Source organism: Serratia sp. LACPHL-BACT-2024-00286, assembly GCF_043109535.1.
In the GTDB taxonomy this organism is placed as follows: Bacteria; Pseudomonadota; Gammaproteobacteria; order Enterobacterales; family Enterobacteriaceae; genus Serratia; species Serratia sarumanii.
In genome coordinates this window covers 50,627-65,774 of sequence record NZ_JBICNA010000012.1, presented here as the reverse complement: position 1 = coordinate 65,774, position 15,148 = coordinate 50,627, and the positions used below count along the sequence as shown (strand labels likewise).

19 protein-coding genes are annotated in these 15,148 nt (G+C 63.1%); 4 read left to right on the top strand and 15 right to left on the bottom strand.

All coding sequences use genetic code 11. From position 1 onward, the window contains the following. Nucleotides 1-18: 18 nt before the first annotated feature. Together ACF8MC_RS24310 and ACF8MC_RS24305 are read left to right on the top strand one after the other, a co-directional pair. Nucleotides 19-546 carry an SCP2 domain-containing protein gene (locus ACF8MC_RS24310; protein ID WP_021504239.1) on the top strand — a complete coding sequence of 176 codons (528 nt, stop codon included), beginning with the start codon at nucleotides 19-21 and terminating at the stop codon, nucleotides 544-546. Beyond that, nucleotides 540-1,043, top strand: coding sequence for a GNAT family N-acetyltransferase (locus tag ACF8MC_RS24305; protein WP_033648656.1), 504 nt, complete (start codon nucleotides 540-542; stop codon nucleotides 1,041-1,043). Before ACF8MC_RS24310 ends, ACF8MC_RS24305 begins: the two co-directional genes overlap by 7 nt. Here ACF8MC_RS24305 and ACF8MC_RS24300 read toward each other — a convergent pair. The 4 genes from ACF8MC_RS24300 to speFL all read right to left on the bottom strand — a co-directional run bounded on the left by ACF8MC_RS24300 (nucleotide 1,030) and on the right by speFL (nucleotide 5,342). Next, nucleotides 1,030-1,335, bottom strand: a complete 306-nt coding sequence (locus ACF8MC_RS24300) for a GIY-YIG nuclease family protein (RefSeq protein ID WP_139291246.1) — start codon at nucleotides 1,333-1,335, stop codon at nucleotides 1,030-1,032. The genes ACF8MC_RS24305 and ACF8MC_RS24300 overlap by 14 nt on opposite strands. Before the next feature lie 86 nt (nucleotides 1,336-1,421). Further along, entirely contained in the window at nucleotides 1,422-2,738 is a 1,317-nt protein-coding gene (gene potE, locus ACF8MC_RS24295) for a putrescine-ornithine antiporter (RefSeq protein ID WP_025305085.1), read from the bottom strand. A gap of 62 nt (nucleotides 2,739-2,800) precedes the next feature. Next, on the bottom strand, nucleotides 2,801-4,963 hold the full coding sequence (gene speF, locus ACF8MC_RS24290) for an ornithine decarboxylase SpeF (protein WP_164105437.1): 2,163 nt from the start codon (nucleotides 4,961-4,963) through the stop codon (nucleotides 2,801-2,803). 274 nt (nucleotides 4,964-5,237) lie between these two features. Beyond that, nucleotides 5,238-5,342 (bottom strand): leader peptide SpeFL, encoded by a 105-nt coding sequence (speFL, locus tag ACF8MC_RS24285; protein ID WP_004933443.1) that lies wholly within the window; start codon nucleotides 5,340-5,342, stop codon nucleotides 5,238-5,240. A 433-nt stretch (nucleotides 5,343-5,775) separates the two neighbouring features. Between speFL and ACF8MC_RS24280 the strand changes: the two genes are divergently transcribed. Together ACF8MC_RS24280 and ACF8MC_RS24275 are read left to right on the top strand one after the other, a co-directional pair. Next, nucleotides 5,776-6,216, top strand: coding sequence for a YhbP family protein (locus tag ACF8MC_RS24280; RefSeq protein WP_033652767.1), 441 nt, complete (start codon nucleotides 5,776-5,778; stop codon nucleotides 6,214-6,216). A 30-nt stretch (nucleotides 6,217-6,246) separates the two neighbouring features. Next, the gene (locus tag ACF8MC_RS24275; protein WP_164105435.1) at nucleotides 6,247-6,879 is read left to right on the top strand and encodes an NAD(P)H-binding protein; all 633 of its coding nucleotides are present in this window, start codon (nucleotides 6,247-6,249) and stop codon (nucleotides 6,877-6,879) included. Here the strand turns inward: ACF8MC_RS24275 and phnP are convergent. From phnP to phnF, 11 genes are read right to left on the bottom strand one after another with little or no spacing between them, the layout of a single operon-like run. After that, on the bottom strand, nucleotides 6,836-7,618 hold the full coding sequence (gene phnP / locus ACF8MC_RS24270) for a phosphonate metabolism protein PhnP (protein WP_049195749.1): 783 nt from the start codon (nucleotides 7,616-7,618) through the stop codon (nucleotides 6,836-6,838). The genes ACF8MC_RS24275 and phnP overlap by 44 nt on opposite strands. A 12-nt stretch (nucleotides 7,619-7,630) precedes the next feature. After that, nucleotides 7,631-8,233, bottom strand: coding sequence for a DapH/DapD/GlmU-related protein (locus ACF8MC_RS24265; RefSeq protein WP_015376431.1), 603 nt, complete (start codon nucleotides 8,231-8,233; stop codon nucleotides 7,631-7,633). After that, entirely contained in the window at nucleotides 8,230-8,799 is a 570-nt protein-coding gene (gene phnN, locus ACF8MC_RS24260) for a ribose 1,5-bisphosphokinase (RefSeq protein ID WP_016929305.1), read from the bottom strand. Before phnN ends, ACF8MC_RS24265 begins: the two co-directional genes overlap by 4 nt. Continuing rightward, nucleotides 8,799-9,935 carry an alpha-D-ribose 1-methylphosphonate 5-triphosphate diphosphatase gene (gene phnM / locus ACF8MC_RS24255; protein WP_015376433.1) on the bottom strand — a complete coding sequence of 379 codons (1,137 nt, stop codon included), beginning with the start codon at nucleotides 9,933-9,935 and terminating at the stop codon, nucleotides 8,799-8,801. The genes phnN and phnM overlap by 1 nt, the downstream gene beginning before the upstream one ends. Next, on the bottom strand, nucleotides 9,935-10,639 hold the full coding sequence (gene phnL / locus ACF8MC_RS24250; RefSeq protein ID WP_164105433.1) for a phosphonate C-P lyase system protein PhnL: 705 nt from the start codon (nucleotides 10,637-10,639) through the stop codon (nucleotides 9,935-9,937). The genes phnM and phnL overlap by 1 nt, the downstream gene beginning before the upstream one ends. Before the next feature lie 16 nt (nucleotides 10,640-10,655). Next, complete coding sequence (gene phnK / locus ACF8MC_RS24245) at nucleotides 10,656-11,444, bottom strand: phosphonate C-P lyase system protein PhnK (protein ID WP_038879071.1); 789 nt, start codon at nucleotides 11,442-11,444, stop codon at nucleotides 10,656-10,658. Next, nucleotides 11,444-12,304 (bottom strand): alpha-D-ribose 1-methylphosphonate 5-phosphate C-P-lyase PhnJ, encoded by an 861-nt coding sequence (locus ACF8MC_RS24240; RefSeq protein ID WP_016929301.1) that lies wholly within the window; start codon nucleotides 12,302-12,304, stop codon nucleotides 11,444-11,446. The genes phnK and ACF8MC_RS24240 overlap by 1 nt, the downstream gene beginning before the upstream one ends. After that, nucleotides 12,297-13,382 carry a carbon-phosphorus lyase complex subunit PhnI gene (locus tag ACF8MC_RS24235; protein WP_041037630.1) on the bottom strand — a complete coding sequence of 362 codons (1,086 nt, stop codon included), beginning with the start codon at nucleotides 13,380-13,382 and terminating at the stop codon, nucleotides 12,297-12,299. The genes ACF8MC_RS24240 and ACF8MC_RS24235 overlap by 8 nt, the downstream gene beginning before the upstream one ends. Further along, entirely contained in the window at nucleotides 13,382-13,963 is a 582-nt protein-coding gene (gene phnH / locus ACF8MC_RS24230; protein ID WP_060431047.1) for a phosphonate C-P lyase system protein PhnH, read from the bottom strand. The genes ACF8MC_RS24235 and phnH overlap by 1 nt, the downstream gene beginning before the upstream one ends. A gap of 3 nt (nucleotides 13,964-13,966) precedes the next feature. Further along, entirely contained in the window at nucleotides 13,967-14,410 is a 444-nt protein-coding gene (gene phnG, locus ACF8MC_RS24225) for a phosphonate C-P lyase system protein PhnG (protein WP_019453314.1), read from the bottom strand. Further along, complete coding sequence (gene phnF, locus ACF8MC_RS24220; protein ID WP_033648644.1) at nucleotides 14,411-15,139, bottom strand: phosphonate metabolism transcriptional regulator PhnF; 729 nt, start codon at nucleotides 15,137-15,139, stop codon at nucleotides 14,411-14,413. Nucleotides 15,140-15,148 lie beyond the last annotated feature (9 nt).

Here is a 15,148-nt window from a genome sequence, read left to right as displayed (position 1 = left end):
CCGTATTGAAAGGAGTGGATGACCGTGTTGGAACAACTACGAGCACGCCTTGTGCGCCAGGGGCCGTCGCTGCTGCGCATCCCGCTGAAATTCACGCCGTTCGCCCTGCAGCGCCAACTGCTGCAACAGGTGCTGAGCTGGCAGTTCCGCCAGGCGTTGGCGGATGGCGATCTGGAATTTCTCGAATCGCGCTGGCTGAAGATCGAAGTTCGCGATCTGGCGCTACACTGGTTTATGACGGTAGAAAACGACAAACTGGTGGTCAGCCAGCACGCCGAAGCGGACGTCAGTTTCAGCGGCGACGCCAACGATCTGATCCTGATCGCGGCGCGCAAGCAAGATCCGGATACGCTGTTCTTTCAGCGTCGGCTGCAGATTGAAGGGGATACCGAATTGGGCCTGTATGTGAAAAATTTGATGGACGCCATCGAGCTGGAAAGCATGCCTGCGCCGCTGCGCATGGGGCTGTTGCAGTTGGCTGATTTTGTCGAAGCAGGGTTGCAGGAGGGCACGGCGTCGGCTTCCCGTGTGGCGGTATCATGCTGATCCGCGTAGAGATCCCGGTAGACGCGGCGGGCATAGACGCCTTGCTGCGCCGCGCCTTTGGCCGCGACGACGAAGCCGATCTGGTGCAGCAGCTGCGCGAAGATGGCCTGCTGACGCTGGGCGTGGTCGCCACTGACGACGAAGGCGGGGTGGTGGGTTACGCCGCGTTCAGCCCGGTGGACGTGGCCGGCGAAGACCGCCAATGGGTGGCGCTGGCGCCGCTGGCGGTAGATGAAAGCCTGCGCCGCCAGGGGCTGGCTGAAAAACTGGTGTACGAAGGCTTGGATTCGCTGAACGAATTCAGCTACGCCGCGGTGGTGGTGCTGGGCGATCCGGCCTACTACGGCCGCTTCGGTTTTAAACCGGCCGCCGCCTATGGCCTGAACTGCCGCTGGCCGGACACGGAAAGCGCGTTCCAGGTGTATCCGCTGGCGGAAGACGCCCTGAACGGCGTCAGCGGCGAAGTGGCTTTTTCGGCGCCGTTTAATCGCTTTTAACGACCGGCAATAGATACTCCAACGACAGCGGCGGGTGATTCACCAGCCGCTCTTTTTGTATTTTGCTCAGCTGTTTGACGCGGTATTCCAGCTTCAGCGCCGTTGAGCGATCCCCCACCTGGCAGTGAAATGCCAACGTCAGTTCCCCTTTTCCGCGCAGCGCCTTGGCGCCTTTGCCGGCTTGATGCTGCGCCAGGCGGCGCGCCACGTCGGTGGTGATGCCGGTATACAGCATGCCGCTCGGTAAACGCAGCATGTAGAGGTGCCAGGGAGTGGGGGAGGTGTCGGTCATCGTACGCCGCTTTGGTGGCCAGGGTCGGCGTATGATGGCATGTTCGCCATCACAATCCCATCCCCGGCCGCCGGTGCCCTACCGCTTTACCCCTTTTTTCCCGCCAGCTCGAAGCGCGGCGAGACGATGCCGTACAGCGTCCAGCCGAGGAAGGTGGCGATGGCGCCCCACATCATCGCTTCCTCACCGGAACTGTAGAGCGCGTAGAAGCTGTACAGCGCGCCGATGCCGGCGATGATATTGGCGATGCGCGCCTTGTTGTCCGGCACTTTCGCCACTTTCTGAATAATGACCAGCGCCGCCATCGACAGGATGTAAGGGATGATGTTGGTCACCACCGCCAGGTTCACCAGCACGTTGAACTGCTTGTTCAGCGACGGGCTGATAGTCATCAGCGACAGGCCGCTCTGGATGACGACGATGGTCAGCATGCCTTTAACCGGCGCGTCGGCCTTGCTCAGCTTGGAGAAGATTTTCGGGAAGAAGCCGCTGTCGGCGGAGGATTTGAACACCTGAGCGATGGTGAACTGCCAGCCGAGCAGCGAGCCGACGCAGGACATGACCATCAACGCCATGATGATCTTGCCGACCGTCGGGTTGAACATGTGGGAGAACGCCAGCCCGAACGGGGCGGTAGAGTTGGCCAGATCCATGTTCGGCACGATGCCGGCGATCACGTTGGTTGAAATGATATAGATCACCGCCGCGCTGAGGGTGCCGCCCAGTACGGCGATCGGCACGTTGCGCTCCGGATTTTCCACCACGTCGGTATTGGCACAGGCGGATTCCAGCCCCAGGAACGCCCACAGGGTCATTGAGATGGAGGCGCCGATGGCTTCGAAGGTTGGCACCTGATGCGGGTTCCAGGCGGCGACGTAGGCGCTGCCGCTGAACCAGTACCAGCCGATGACCGAGATGCCCACCACCGGAATGATTACGCCCCAGACGGTGATGCCGCTGATTTTGCCGGTGATGCGCGCGCCGCCGAAGTTGGCGACGGTCGCCAGCCACAGCACGCCGATGGTGGCGATACAGATCCCGAGCGGGCTGAGGGTGGTGTCGAACAGCTCGGTGCCGTAGCCGACGGCGGAAATGGCGATGGCGATGTTGGCGATCAGCAGCGAAACGCCGTAGGTGTAGTTCGCCATAAAGTTGCCCGATTTGCCGAAGGCGTATTCGGCGTAGCCACCCATGCCGCCGGATTTACGGCTGAACATGCCGCATTTGGCGAAGGCGTAGGCCAGCGCCATCGAGCCGACGGCGGTCACCAGCCAGGAAACGATCGAAATCGTGCCCACTTCGGCCAGCTTGGTCGGCAGCATAATTATGCCGGAACCCATCATGTTCACGGCGGTCAGGATCGTTAATTGCACGACACCCATTTTATTATTGGACTTACTCATGATCATTTTCTCTTTTAGGATGCGAACCGGGCGGCGAGAATCATCGCCGCCCCGTAAGGTGATTAATTTTTCATGACGTAGCCGTAAGCGCGGTTCCAGCCATCCTCATCCTGTTGGATATAAACGCCCTGCAATTCCGGCGCGAATCCCGGCAATAAGTTGATGCCTTCTTCCAGTGCTAGGAAATAACGCTGCGCGGCGCCGCCCCAAATTTCACCGGGCACCACGCACAGCACGCCCGGCGGGTAAGGCAGGGCGCCTTCGGCGGCGATGCGGCCCTCGGCTTTAGCCAGCGAGACCAATTCCACATTGCCGCGCACGAACTCGGTATTGGCGTCCTGCGGATTCATCACCACGCGCGGGAAATAACTTTTGCGGAACATCTCTTTTTGCAGTTCTTTAACGTCGTAGCTGACGTAAAGGTCGTGCATTTCCTGGCACAGCTGGCGGATGGTGTAGTTTTTGTAGCGCTGCTGGTGGTTTTTATAGACCGCAGGCAGCACCTCGCTGAGCAGGGAGTTTTGCTCGATGTGCTGCTCGAAGCGGGCGATCAGGGCCACCAGATGCTGCATCTTGGCGATGTCTTCCGCCGGCGTCAGCAGGAACAGGATCGAGTTGAGATCGCATTTTTCCGGCACGATGCCGTTTTCACGCAGGTAGTTGGCCAGAATGGTCGCCGGGATGCCGAATTCGCTGTAGCTGCCGGTGGCGGTATCGATGCCCGGCGTGGTGAGCAGCAGTTTGCACGGATCGACGAAGTACTGTGATTCGGCATAGCCCTCAAAGGCGTGCCACTTCTCGCCGGGCACGAAGTTGAAGAAGCGCAGATCGTTGGCCATCGCCGCGGTGTCATAGGCCTGCCAAGGCTTGCCGTCGATCTGATCCGGCACGAACGGTTTGATCATCGTACAGGTGTCCAGCAGCATTTTGCGCGCTTCGATCCCCACGCGCACGCACTCCTGCCACAGACGCTGGCCGCTCTTGCCCTCGTGCATCTTGGCGTTGACGTCCAGCGCGGCGAACAGCGGGTAGAACGGGCTGGTGGAGGCGTGCAGCATGAAGGCGTTGTTGAAGCGCTTGTGGTTGCAGTAGCGGCTCTGCCCCTTGATGTGCTTGTCTTTTTTGTGGATCTGCGAGGTTTGTGAGAAGCCGGCCTGCTGTTTGTGCACCGACTGGGTGACGATGATGCCGGGATCGTTTTCGTTCAGCTCCAGCAGCAGCGGCGAGCAGTCTTTCATCATCGGAATGAACTGCTCATAGCCCACCCAGGCGGAGTCGAACAGGATGTAGTCGCACAGGTGGCCAATCTTGTCGACCACCTGGCGGGCGTTGTAGATGGTGCCGTCGTAGGTGCCGAGCTGGATGATCGCCAGGCGGAACGGGCGGGCTTCGTTGGCGCGTTCCGGCGCCACTTCGCGGATCTGTTGGCGCAGGTAGCGTTCGTCGAAGCAGTGCGCGTCGATGCCGCCGATAAAGCCGAACGGGTTGCGGGCGGTTTCCAGATACACCGGCGTGGCGCCGGCCTGGATCAACGCGCCGTGGTGGTTGGATTTATGGTTGTTGCGGTCGAACAGCACCAGATCGCCGCGCGTCAGCAGGGCGTTGGTCGCCACCTTGTTCGAGGCCGAGGTGCCGTTGAGCACGAAGTAGGTCTTGTCGGCATTGAACACCTTGGCGGCGTGCTGCTGCGCGGCGCAAGGCGCGCCTTCGTGGATCAACAGGTCGCCCAGTTTGACGTCGGCGTTGCACATATCGGAGCGGAAAAGCGTTTCGCCGTAGAAGTCGAAGAACTGGCGGCCCGCCGGATGTTTACGGAAGAACTCGCCGCCCTGGTGGCCTGGGCAGGCGAAGGTGGCGTTGCCCATTTCCACGTACTGCGTCAGCGTATTGAAGAACGGCGGCAGCAGCTCGCTCTCATATTTGGCGGCGGCGGCCTCCAGCTGTTTGCCGTAGAACTGGGTATTCTTGCCGCACAGTTCAAACACGCCGTGCAGCGCCGGCAATACGGCGTTATCCAGCTCTTCTTCGCAGCAGACGGCGACGAACAGCGGAATGTTGAGGCCGTGCTCTTCGATGCGCGCCACCATGCCGTGCGTGACGTCGTCTACCGACAGCACGATGGCGGCGACATCATTGAAATCGCTGTGATGCACATCGACGATGTCGCGTTCAGTTTCAAAGCAGCCGAGGGTTTGGGTGTTGGCGGCAATTTTTAAATTTTTCATTTTTCTCATTCTTCAGGCAAAGGCAGTCCGTCGGCAAATAATTCCATTTGCCGCTAACGCCTTCACGAAAATAAAGGTGTGCGAGAACCCAGCGATGCCGAAAGGCATTAACTGTGTTCGTTGTTTTATTTAGCTTGGATGCGCTTGGCCGAAATTAAGAATGAATTGCGTGTCCTTCCCGGTTAGCGAGAAAGCGATATTATCACCGGCGTGCGGAGAATAAATAAAAACGCAATGACACTCTTATCAACGGCGTAAGAGCGAGGGGAGAGGGTTATCTGTAGTTGAAGAATGCGAAGCTAAAGCAGCTGCGATGAGCCATCATCATAATATGGGTTGTGCGCCTGATATGCGCCATTTTGCGGTTATTGTTTTCCATTTTCTAATCCACCTTGCTGAGTGAAAAGATGGCGCTATTTTAACGCAAGGTTGGCTAAAAATCGTGATGAAAGTCACATAAATGCCGGTGTTTATAAATAACTATTCACCTGTTATGCAATGAATTGCATAAACAGCGTTCAGGTGGGCCAACGGGCTTGTAAACGAATTGCTAATCGACTCCGGGCGGGTGCGCTAAATTTGCGTGTCGTCAGGATGGGAATAAAAGAACCGGTCGAATAAGCGGTTGCATAACGATCAAATAAATCCGTCTTGTATTTTTTATGTTATAAATCTTTTTCTGGCCTAAGTTAATAAAAATGCATTTATTGTGTTTTTATATTCAATTTGGGTTTTTGATGATTATCGTTATTTGTGACTCGCCTCAACAACGCAGGGTAAGATGAAGTGAGTGAACAGGGAGGCGAGTAACCTTGAATACCCCAGAACAACGGCAGCAGATTGCGGATTTCATCGGCAAACAACACGTCTTGACGCTGTGCGCCGGCGACGGCCTCGACATGTGGTGCGCCAACTGTTTTTACGTGTTCGACGCTGCGGCGATGGCGCTGTGGCTGATGACCGAACCGCACACCCGCCACGGCGGGCTGATGCTGAACAACGGCCGGGTGGTCGGCACCATCGCGCCGAAGCCGAAAAGCATCGCGCTGATCCGCGGCGTGCAGTACCGCGCCGAGGCGGTGCTGCTGAGCGGCGAAGAGGCCGACGCGGCGCGCGCGCGTTACTGCAAGCGCTTCCCGATCGCCAGGGCGATGAAGGCCTCGGTTTGGCGGCTGGATCTGCACGAGGTGAAGATGACCGACAACACCCTCGGCTTCGGCAAGAAGCTGCATTGGGCGCGGTCTATACTTTAAGTTGACGTATTGATTACAACGGGAGATTGCATGGCGCGAGCACTGTTAGTCGGCGCAACCGGGCTGGTGGGGCGCGAGTTGTTGCAGCTGTTGCAAAGCGATCCGCAGATAACGGCCATCGTGGCGCCGACGCGCGCGCCGCTGCCGCCGCACGGCAAGCTGACCAACCCGGTCGGCGATGCGCTGTTCGAGCTGCTGAGCGGCCTGCAGCAGCCGGTCGATCTGGTGTTCTGCTGCCTGGGCACCACCCGCCGGGCGGCGGGCAGCGCCGATGCCTTCCGCTACGTCGATTATCAACTGGTGGTGGAGAGCGCGCTGACCGGCCGCCGCTTGGGGGCGCAGCACTGCCTGGTGGTGAGCGCGTTGGGCGCCAACGCGGATTCCACCTTCCTGTATAACCGCACCAAAGGCGAGATGGAGCAGGCGCTGCGCGAACAGCACTGGCCGCGCCTGACGCTGGTGCGGCCTTCCATGCTGGTGGGGGAGCGCCCCGCGCCGCGCCTGATGGAGCGCCTCACGCTGCCGCTGTTCAGGCTGCTGCCCGGCAAATGGCGCGCCGTCTCCGCCAAAGACGTGGCGCAAACGCTGCTGCAGCAGGCGTTCACGCCGGGCGAAGGGGTCAGGGTGCTGGAATCGGATCGGCTGCACTGCTACCGAGGCTGACGCTGAGGTGATCGAACGCCAGTTCCAGCCCGGCGGGCAGTTCGTTGTCCAGCAGCCACAGATCGAGATGATGGCTGATGTGCGTCAGCAGCGTGCGTTTGGGCTGCAGCAACCGCTGCGTCTCCTGCGCGCGGGTCAGGTCGTTGTGGTTGCGCGGCGCCTGCGGCTGCGGCGGCAGGCTGCAATCGAGCACCAGCAGATCCAGCGCCACGTTCTGCAGATAGTCGGCGGTGGCCGGCGGCAGGCCGACGGTGTCGGTCAGGTAGGCCAGCGCAGCGCCCGCCGCCTGGATCAGATAGCCGTGGGTCAGTTTGGAGTGTTGCAGCGGCAGCGGGGTGATGCGCATGCCGCCCAGTTCGACGGTGGCAAAGGGCGCCAGCGGCGGCTGAAACGCCAGAATGCCCGGGTGTTTGAACAGGTCGTCGCAGCCCTGTTCATCCGGCGGGCCATACACCGGAATGGAATTTCCGCACCCCCAACGCAAAGGAAATAACCCCTGAACGTGATCCATGTGGTAATGTGTCAGTAAAAAACGTTGAATTTGCCCCGCCGAAAATCGCCGCTCCAAAGCCGGCAATCCCGCATCCAATAAGGTCGTTTCCCCCTGATAGTTAAGCATGGCGCTGCACGCTCGCCGCCGAAATGCCGGCTCGCGCCGCGCCCGTTGGCAGATAAGGCAGTCGCAGCCGAACACCGGCACCTGCTGCGCGCCGCCGGTGCCGAGAAAGGTCAGTTGCATCGCTCCCCTCCGTTAAAGGTACTTCTGCGCAAAGCGGTTGATGTCGCGAAAATCCGCCAGCCGCGCCTGCAGCGTGGCGTGATCCCAGTGCCACCACTGGCTGCGTTCGATGCGTTCTATCAGCGCGTCGTCAAAGCGCATGCCGATCTTCTTGGCCGCCACGCCGGCGACGATGCTGTAAGGCTCCACGTCCTTGGTGACCACCGCCGCGCTGCCGATCACCGCGCCGTTGCCGACGCTGACGCCCGGCATCAGGATGGCGTTATGGCCGATCCACACGTCGTGGCCGACGGTGACGTGGTGCTCGCGCCGCCAGTCGAAGAACGCCGCGTCGTCTTCCCCCAGCCCGTATTCGGAGGCGCGGTAGGTAAAGTGGTGCTGCGCGATGCGCTGGTAGGTCGGGTGGTTGCCGGGATTGATGCGCGCATAGGAGGCGATGGAGACGAACTTGCCGATGGTGGCGTAAAAGATCTGGTTGTGCCCGGCGGTATAGGAGTAGTCCCCCATCTCCACTTCTTCCAGGATCGCATCGTCGGCCAGATGCACATATTGGCCGAGCCGGGTGCGGTTAAGGGTCACGTTGTCGCCGATTTTCGGCTGGGCAAAGTCGTTCATGGCGTCGCGTCCTGAGCTTGTCGGGTGGCGGTAGGCAGCAGCGCCAGCAGCGCCGCCAGGGTGTCGTCGAGTGGGCCGTCGTTGTGCAGCACCCGGCAGCCGGCGGGCAGACTCTGCTGATATTCCGCCGCCCGCGCCAGCCGCTGCTCGATCTGTTCGGCGCTTTCTCGCCCGCGATCCTGCAGGCGCCGGCGCAGGATCGCGGCGTTGACCTGCAGGCATACCGGCAACAGCTGCGCGCCATAGCGCTGCTGCGCCTGCGGCAGGTGGGCGCGCGAACCGTTGACCGCCACGTCGATCCCCTGCAGTAGCCAAAGATCCACTTCGATCCCGAACGCGTAGCGCTGCTGGTGGGCCTGCCAGTCGAGCGCGAACAGCCCCTTGGCGCGGCGGCGCAGAAATTCGGGTTCGCTCAGCGCGATGTGATTCTCGCAGCCGGCGTCCGCCGGCCGGGTAATGTAACGGTGCGCCACCAGCGGTGCGCGGTCGGCGTCGGCCCGCAGCGCGGCCAGCAGGCTGTCCTTGCCTGCGCCGGAAGGCCCCATCAGATAGATGAGCCGCGCCATCAGAACACCTGCCTGCCCTGGCGCCACACGTTCTGCACGTAAACGTGCTCGCCGTGCGGCCGCGCCAGCACCAGATCCGCCCGTAGCCCTTCGGCGAGGGTGCCGCGATCCTGCAGATCCAGCGCCCGCGCCGGATTGCGGGTGATCATGCGCACCGCCTGGGGCAGATCGTAGGCGTTGCGCTCGTCCGCCGCGAGGCGAAACGCCGCGTCCAGCAGGCTGGCCGGGTAATAATCGGAAGAGAGAATATCCAGCACCCCCAGCGCCGCCAGGTGGTGCGCCGCCACGTTGCCGGAGTGGGAGCCGCCGCGCACGATGTTCGGCGCGCCCATCAGCACCTGCAGGCCCTGCTGGTGCGAAGCGCGGGCGGCCGCCTCGGTGGTGGGGAACTCGGCAATGGCGCTGCCCAGCGCGCAGGATTCGGCCACGTGCGCGGCGGTGGCGTCGTCATGGCTGGCCAGCGAGATGCGGCGTGCGCGGCAGTGGGCGGCGATCGCCTCGCGGTTCGGCGCGGCCCAGCGGGCGGACAGGGCGACCTGCTGCTCCTCGTATTCGCTCATCTGCTGGTCGTTGAGGTGGTATTTGCCCTGATAATATTCGCGGTACTTTTCGCGCGAGGCGAACTGGCGCTGGCCCGGCGAATGGTCCATCAGCGACACCAGCGACACGCCCGGCTTGTCCATCAGCTGTTCGAACAGCGGCAGCGTGCTCTCGTGCGGCAGCTCGCAGCGCAGGTGCAGCCGGTGCTCGGCGCGGTTCACCCCGGCGCGCTGGCTGTGGATCACCGCGTCGATCATCTTCTGCAGGTTTTCCAGCCGGTGGCCGCCGTCGCGCACGTCGCCGATCGCCACCGCGTCCAGCACCGTGGTGATGCCGTTGGCCACCATCAGCGCGTCGTGGCTGCTCATCGCCGAATGGGCCGGCCAGTCGACGTTCGGGCGCGGGGTGAAGAACTTGTCCAGGTTGTCGGTATGCAGCTCGATCAGCCCCGGCAGCAGCCAGCCGCCGTCGCCGTCCAGCGCCTGCGGCAGCCGGCTCGGGCCGTCGGCGAAGCTGCGGATCACGCCGTCCTGCATCTCCAGCGAGCCTTGCACCACCTGGTCATCCAGCACCAGCTTAACGTTATTGACGATCATCAGAGGGCCTCCAGCGCCTGCGGCGCCTGCATGTCATAAAGCCGGTCGGCGACCTGTTGGCGGACGCCTTCATCGTGAAAAATGCCGACGATCGCCGCGCCGCGCGACTTGGCGCGTTCGATAAGCTGCACCACCGCCGCGCTGTTGCGGCTGTCGAGCGAGGCGGTCGGTTCGTCCAGCAGCAGAATGGGGTAATCGACGATAAAGCCGCGCGCGATGTTCACCCGCTGCTGCTCGCCGCCGGAGAAGGTGGACGGCGCCAGCGGCCACAGGCGCTGCGGCACGTTGAGCGCAGCGAGCAGCGCCTCGGCGCGTTCACGGCACTCGGCGCGTTCGACGCCCTGTTCCAGCAGCGGCTGCATCACCACCTCCAGCGCGCTGATGCGCGGGATCACCCGCAGGAACTGGCTGACCCAGCCCAGCGTATGGCGGCGCACCGCCAGAATTTGGCGCGCATCGGCGCTGACCATGTCCAGCCAGTCGCCCTGGTGGTTGATCCAGATATGGCCGCTGTCCGGCAGGTAGTTGGCGTACAGCGAGCGCAGCAGGGTGGATTTGCCGCTGCCGGAGTGGCCGTGCAGCACCACGCATTCGCTGCTGCCGACCGTCAGGTTGGCGTCGTGCAGCACCGGCAGGCGGGTGCCGTACTGCTGGTGCAGCACAAAGGTTTTACTGAGATGTTCAACTCGGATTTGCATAGTCATCTGTTATCGCCTTGGGTTACGACAGCACCGAAGAAACCAGCAGCTGGGTGTAAGGATGGTGCGGATCGTCCAGCACCCGGTCGGTCAGGCCGCTCTCCACCACTTCGCCCTGTTTCATCACCAGCAGGCGGTGGGCCAGCAGCCGGGCCACGCCGAGATCGTGGGTGACGATCACCGCCGCCAGCTGCATTTCCACCACCAGGTTGCGCAGCAGATCGAGCAGGCGCGCCTGCACCGACACGTCCAGCCCGCCGGTCGGCTCATCCATAAACACCAGCTTGGGGTGGGTCACCAGATTGCGGGCGATCTGCAGCCGCTGCTGCATGCCGCCGGAGAAGGTGGTCGGCAGATCGTCGAGGCGCGACAGCGGGATTTCGACGTCTTCCAGCCACTGGCCGGCCTGGCGGCGAATGTCGCCATAGTGGCGCTGGCCGATGGCCATCAGCCGTTCGCCGATGTTGCCGCCGGCGGAGACCTGCGGCCGCAGGCCGTCGAGCGGGTGCTGGTGCACCACGCCCCAGTCGGTGCGCAGCAGGCGGCGGCGATCGCTCTCCGCCATGGCGTACAGATCCTGTTCCTGGCCCGCCTGCGGGCGATAAAGGATCTGCCCGCGCTGCGGCGCCAGCCGCGCCGAGATCGACTTCAGCAGCGTGGTTTTGCCGGAGCCGGATTCGCCGACGATGCCCAGCACTTCGCCGGGGTAGATGTCGAACGACACGTCGCTGAAGCCCTTGCCGGGGGCGTACAGGTGGGTGAGCCGGTTCACCGACAGCAGCGGAGTGGTGCTCAAAGGGGTGGAAGTCATCAGTGCTGCGCCTCTTGCGAAGATTGCGCCAGCTGCTGCCGGCAGTAGTCGGTGTCCGAACAGACGAACATGCGGTTGCCCCGATCGTCGAGCACCACCTCGTCCAGGTAGCTGTGGCGCGAGCCGCACAGCGCGCAGGGTTCGTCCCACTGCTGCACGCTGAACGGGTGGTCGTCGAAGTCCAGGCTCTCCACCTTGGTGAACGGCGGCAGGGCGTAGATGCGTTTCTCGCGCCCGGCGCCGAACAGCTGCAGCGCCGGCATCATGTGCATTTTCGGGTTGTCGAATTTCGGGATCGGCGACGGATCCATCACGTAGCGATCGTTGACCTTCACCGGGTAGGCATAGGTGGTGGCGATGTGGCCGTAGCGCGCGATGTCCTCATACAGCTTCACCTGCATCACGCCGTACTCCTCCAGCGCGTGCATCTTGCGGGTCTCGGTTTCGCGCGGTTCGATAAAGCGCAGCGGCTCCGGGATCGGCACCTGATAGATCAGGATCTGGTCTTCGCGCAGCGCCGTTTCCGGAATGCGGTGACGGGTTTGGATCAGCGTGGCCTCCGGCGTGCGTTCGGTGGTGGCCACCCCGGCGACGCGCTGGAAGAAGCGGCGGATCGACACCGCGTTGGTGGTGTCGTCGGCGCCCTGGTCGATCACCTTCAGCACGTCGGCGCGGCCGATAACGCTGGCGGTGAGCTGAATGCCGCCGGTGCCCCAGCCGTAGGGCATCGGCATCTCGCGGCCGCCGAACGGCACCTGATAGCCGGGGATCGCCACCGCCTTCAGGATAGCGCGGCGGATCATGCGCTTGGTCTGCTCGTCCAGATAGCCGAGGTTATAGCCGGTCAATACTTCACTCATCGCGGGCCTCCTGACGCTCGCTGTATTCCTGTCGTAGCCGCTTGAGCAGCTCCAGTTCGGCCTGGAAGTCGACGTAGTGCGGCAGCTTGAGATGGGAGACGAAGCCGGCGGCCTCGACGTTGTCGGCGTGGGCCAGCACGAACTCTTCGTCCTGCGCCGGGCCGGCGACGCCTTCGCCGTAGTCGGGGCTCTGCAATGCGCGGTCCACCAAGGCCATCGCCATCGCCTTGCGTTCGGCGCGGCCGAACACCAGCCCGTAACCGCGGGTGAAGTGCGGCGGGTGGTCCTTGGGATCGACGAAGCCGTTGACCATTTCGCACTCGGTCAGCAGGATTTCGCCGATATCGATGGCGAAACCGAGTTCTTCAGGCACGATCTCCACCGAAACGTGGCCGGTGCGGATCTCGCCGGCGAACGGGTGGTTGCGGCCGTAGCCGCGCTGGGTGGCGTAGCCGAGCGCCAGCAGAAAACCTTCGTCGCCGCGCACCAGCTGCTGCAGGCGCGCCGAGCGCGAGCAGGGGTAAACCGGCGGGTTGCGGGTGATGTCGTCCGGCGTGCTGCCGTCGTCCTGTTCCTCCCGCGCCAGCTGCTGGCGACACAACAGATCGAACACGTGGCTGCAGTTGTCCGGCAGCGGTTCGTCGGCCTGCGGCGCACGCGGCGCCTCGCCTTCCGCCAGCAGCGCGAAGTCCAGCAGCCGGTGGGTGTAGTCGTAGGTCGGCCCCAGCACCTGCCCGCCGGGCAAGTCCTTGTAAACCGCCGAAATACGCCGCTCCAGCCGCATGTTTTCGCTGGCCAGCGGCTCGCTGACCGCCAGGCGCGGCAGGGTGGTGCGATAGGCGCGCAGCAGGAAGATCGCCTCCACCAGATCGCCGCTGGCCTGTTTGATGGCCAGCGCCGCCAGCTCGCGATCGTAGATGCCGCCTTCGGTCATCACCCGATCCACCGCCAGGCCCAGCTGCTGTTCGATTTGTTCCGCGCCGATCGCCGGCAGCGCGTCGTCGCCGCGCCGCAGCTGTTCCTGCAGCTGATGGGCGGCCTCAATGGCTTTTTCGCCCCCTTTTACCGCTACGTACATCAGCACACCTCCACGCGGGTGGTCCGCGGGATCGCCAGCAGGCGATCGCCGCAGGTCAGTAAGATATCCAGCCCCAGCGGGAAGCGCTGCGGGCGGTTGATCAGGTAATCCAGCAGCGCCGGCGGCAGGCGCGGCGCTATCAGGCGTTGGCTCTCGATGCCGGGGCCGGTCAGGCGCAGCGCGGCGCCGTTCTCCAGCTCACCGAGCTGCACGATGACCGTGGCGCTAAACTCCGGCGAGATTTCCGTGCCGTGCGGTAACGCCTGCAGATCGGCGGCCTGCAGCTGCTCATCGAACAGGGCAAAACAGACCTCCTGCGCCGTGGCGGCCAGCGGCGCACCGCTGTGAAAACGAATGTTTGTTAGCACTTGCTCACTTTTAAGCGCCGCGCACAGCTGCAGTGGCGTTTCCTGATCGGCCAGCGTCAGCAGCGCGGCGGTGCTGGCGGCGTTCAGCGGCGCCCAGGCCGGGCCGTTCGGCAGCATCACCCTGTGGCCCGGTTCGCTCAAGGCTTTAAGAATCAAACGGAAAGCGTGCTGCGATTGGTCTATCGGTTGCTCAAAACCGGTCAATAAACTCATGGCTTAATCCCCTCGCACCAGCGTAAAGAAATCCACCCGGCTGGCGGCGATCGCCCGGGCGCGCAGCTGGCGCTGCTCGTGCTGCAGTGCGGCCAGCGGCGCGATCAGCTGTTGTTGCAGGCGTTCGCCGTGTTCCGGCTGTTGCAGCAGCGCATCGGCCAGCGCGCACAGCTCGGCGTGTGCCTTGTCGCGCCCGGCGATATAGCTGTAGCCGTAGCCGCCGTTGTCCAGCTGCACCACCGCGCGGGTGACCGTCATGTCCCCCAGCACGAAGCGGCGGCCGGTGGCGCCCATGCGCCCCTGCAGCTGGGCCAGGCCGATCTCTGGCGCGCGGATGCTGCGGTAACCCGGGCTGAGGTTCAGCGCCTGCCAGTGGCTGCGCAACTGCTCGGGCCGGCTGTGCGCCAGCACCGACATCCAGCGTTGTCTCGACTCTAAGGCTTGCATTCAGTGCTCCATCGTCAGTTCAATCATGTCGGCGCGGGCCAGGCTGACGGAGTATTCCGCCACGTCTTCGCCGCCGCTGCGGACGTTAAGGGTGCGCACGCACAGCAGCGGCGCGTGGGTGGCGATCTCCAGCAGCCGGCTCTCTTTGGCCTGCGCGCGGCGCGCGCTGATGCGTGTCTGGCGGCGGGTCAGCGCCTGCTGGAGGTGCTGTTCGATAAACTGGTGCAGCGAACCGCTGTGGAACTGCTGCAGCGCCGGCCACCAGTCCAGATCGGGCAGATAGTGGTCGATCACGCTCATCGGCACACCGTTGACCCGGCGCAGGGTGCGCAGGTGGATCACCATTTCGCCTTCTTCACGCGAGAGTGCGCTGGCGACATGCCCATTGCACGGGCGCAAGACAGCGAGTAAGCGCTCACTGGTGGGGTGGCTACCCTGCTCGAACAGGTTCTGGCTGAAGCGGGTATTGGCGTGCAGCGGGTAGTCGTAAGGGCGCATCAGCACCAGAATGCCGACGCCGTGGCGGCGCTGCAGCCAGCCGCGCTCCACCAGCTGATCCACCGCGCGGCGCAGGGTGTGGCGATTGACCTGGTAACGTTCGGCCAGCTGCTGTTCCGAAGGCAGGTAGTCGCCGCAGCGGTACTGCGTGCGCAGCTCCTGTTCCAGCTGCGCGGCGATCTGCTGATAGCGGGTGGGGTAAGTGGTCGGATGTCTAGATAACTCCATCATAATAAAAAC

Bases quoted from the DNA above. Each gene is read 5' to 3' on its own strand.
- ACF8MC_RS24310 (WP_021504239.1), top strand. From the start codon at position 19: ATGACCGTGTTGGAACAACTACGAGCACGCCTTGTGCGCCAGGGGCCG.
- ACF8MC_RS24305 (WP_033648656.1), top strand. From the start codon at position 540: ATGCTGATCCGCGTAGAGATCCCGGTAGACGCGGCGGGCATAGACGCC.
- ACF8MC_RS24300 (WP_139291246.1), bottom strand. From the start codon at position 1,335: ATGACCGACACCTCCCCCACTCCCTGGCACCTCTACATGCTGCGTTTA.
- potE (WP_025305085.1), bottom strand. From the start codon at position 2,738: ATGAGTAAGTCCAATAATAAAATGGGTGTCGTGCAATTAACGATCCTG.
- speF (WP_164105437.1), bottom strand. From the start codon at position 4,963: ATGAAAAATTTAAAAATTGCCGCCAACACCCAAACCCTCGGCTGCTTT.
- speFL (WP_004933443.1), bottom strand. From the start codon at position 5,342: ATGGAAAACAATAACCGCAAAATGGCGCATATCAGGCGCACAACCCAT.
- ACF8MC_RS24275 (WP_164105435.1), top strand. From the start codon at position 6,247: ATGGCGCGAGCACTGTTAGTCGGCGCAACCGGGCTGGTGGGGCGCGAG.
- phnP (WP_049195749.1), bottom strand. From the start codon at position 7,618: ATGCAACTGACCTTTCTCGGCACCGGCGGCGCGCAGCAGGTGCCGGTG.
- ACF8MC_RS24265 (WP_015376431.1), bottom strand. From the start codon at position 8,233: ATGAACGACTTTGCCCAGCCGAAAATCGGCGACAACGTGACCCTTAAC.
- phnN (WP_016929305.1), bottom strand. From the start codon at position 8,799: ATGGCGCGGCTCATCTATCTGATGGGGCCTTCCGGCGCAGGCAAGGAC.
- phnM (WP_015376433.1), bottom strand. From the start codon at position 9,935: ATGATCGTCAATAACGTTAAGCTGGTGCTGGATGACCAGGTGGTGCAA.
- phnL (WP_164105433.1), bottom strand. From the start codon at position 10,639: ATGACTATGCAAATCCGAGTTGAACATCTCAGTAAAACCTTTGTGCTG.
- phnK (WP_038879071.1), bottom strand. From the start codon at position 11,444: ATGACTTCCACCCCTTTGAGCACCACTCCGCTGCTGTCGGTGAACCGG.
- ACF8MC_RS24240 (WP_016929301.1), bottom strand. From the start codon at position 12,304: ATGAGTGAAGTATTGACCGGCTATAACCTCGGCTATCTGGACGAGCAG.
- ACF8MC_RS24235 (WP_041037630.1), bottom strand. From the start codon at position 13,382: ATGTACGTAGCGGTAAAAGGGGGCGAAAAAGCCATTGAGGCCGCCCAT.
- phnH (WP_060431047.1), bottom strand. From the start codon at position 13,963: ATGAGTTTATTGACCGGTTTTGAGCAACCGATAGACCAATCGCAGCAC.
- phnG (WP_019453314.1), bottom strand. From the start codon at position 14,410: ATGCAAGCCTTAGAGTCGAGACAACGCTGGATGTCGGTGCTGGCGCAC.
- phnF (WP_033648644.1), bottom strand. From the start codon at position 15,139: ATGATGGAGTTATCTAGACATCCGACCACTTACCCCACCCGCTATCAG.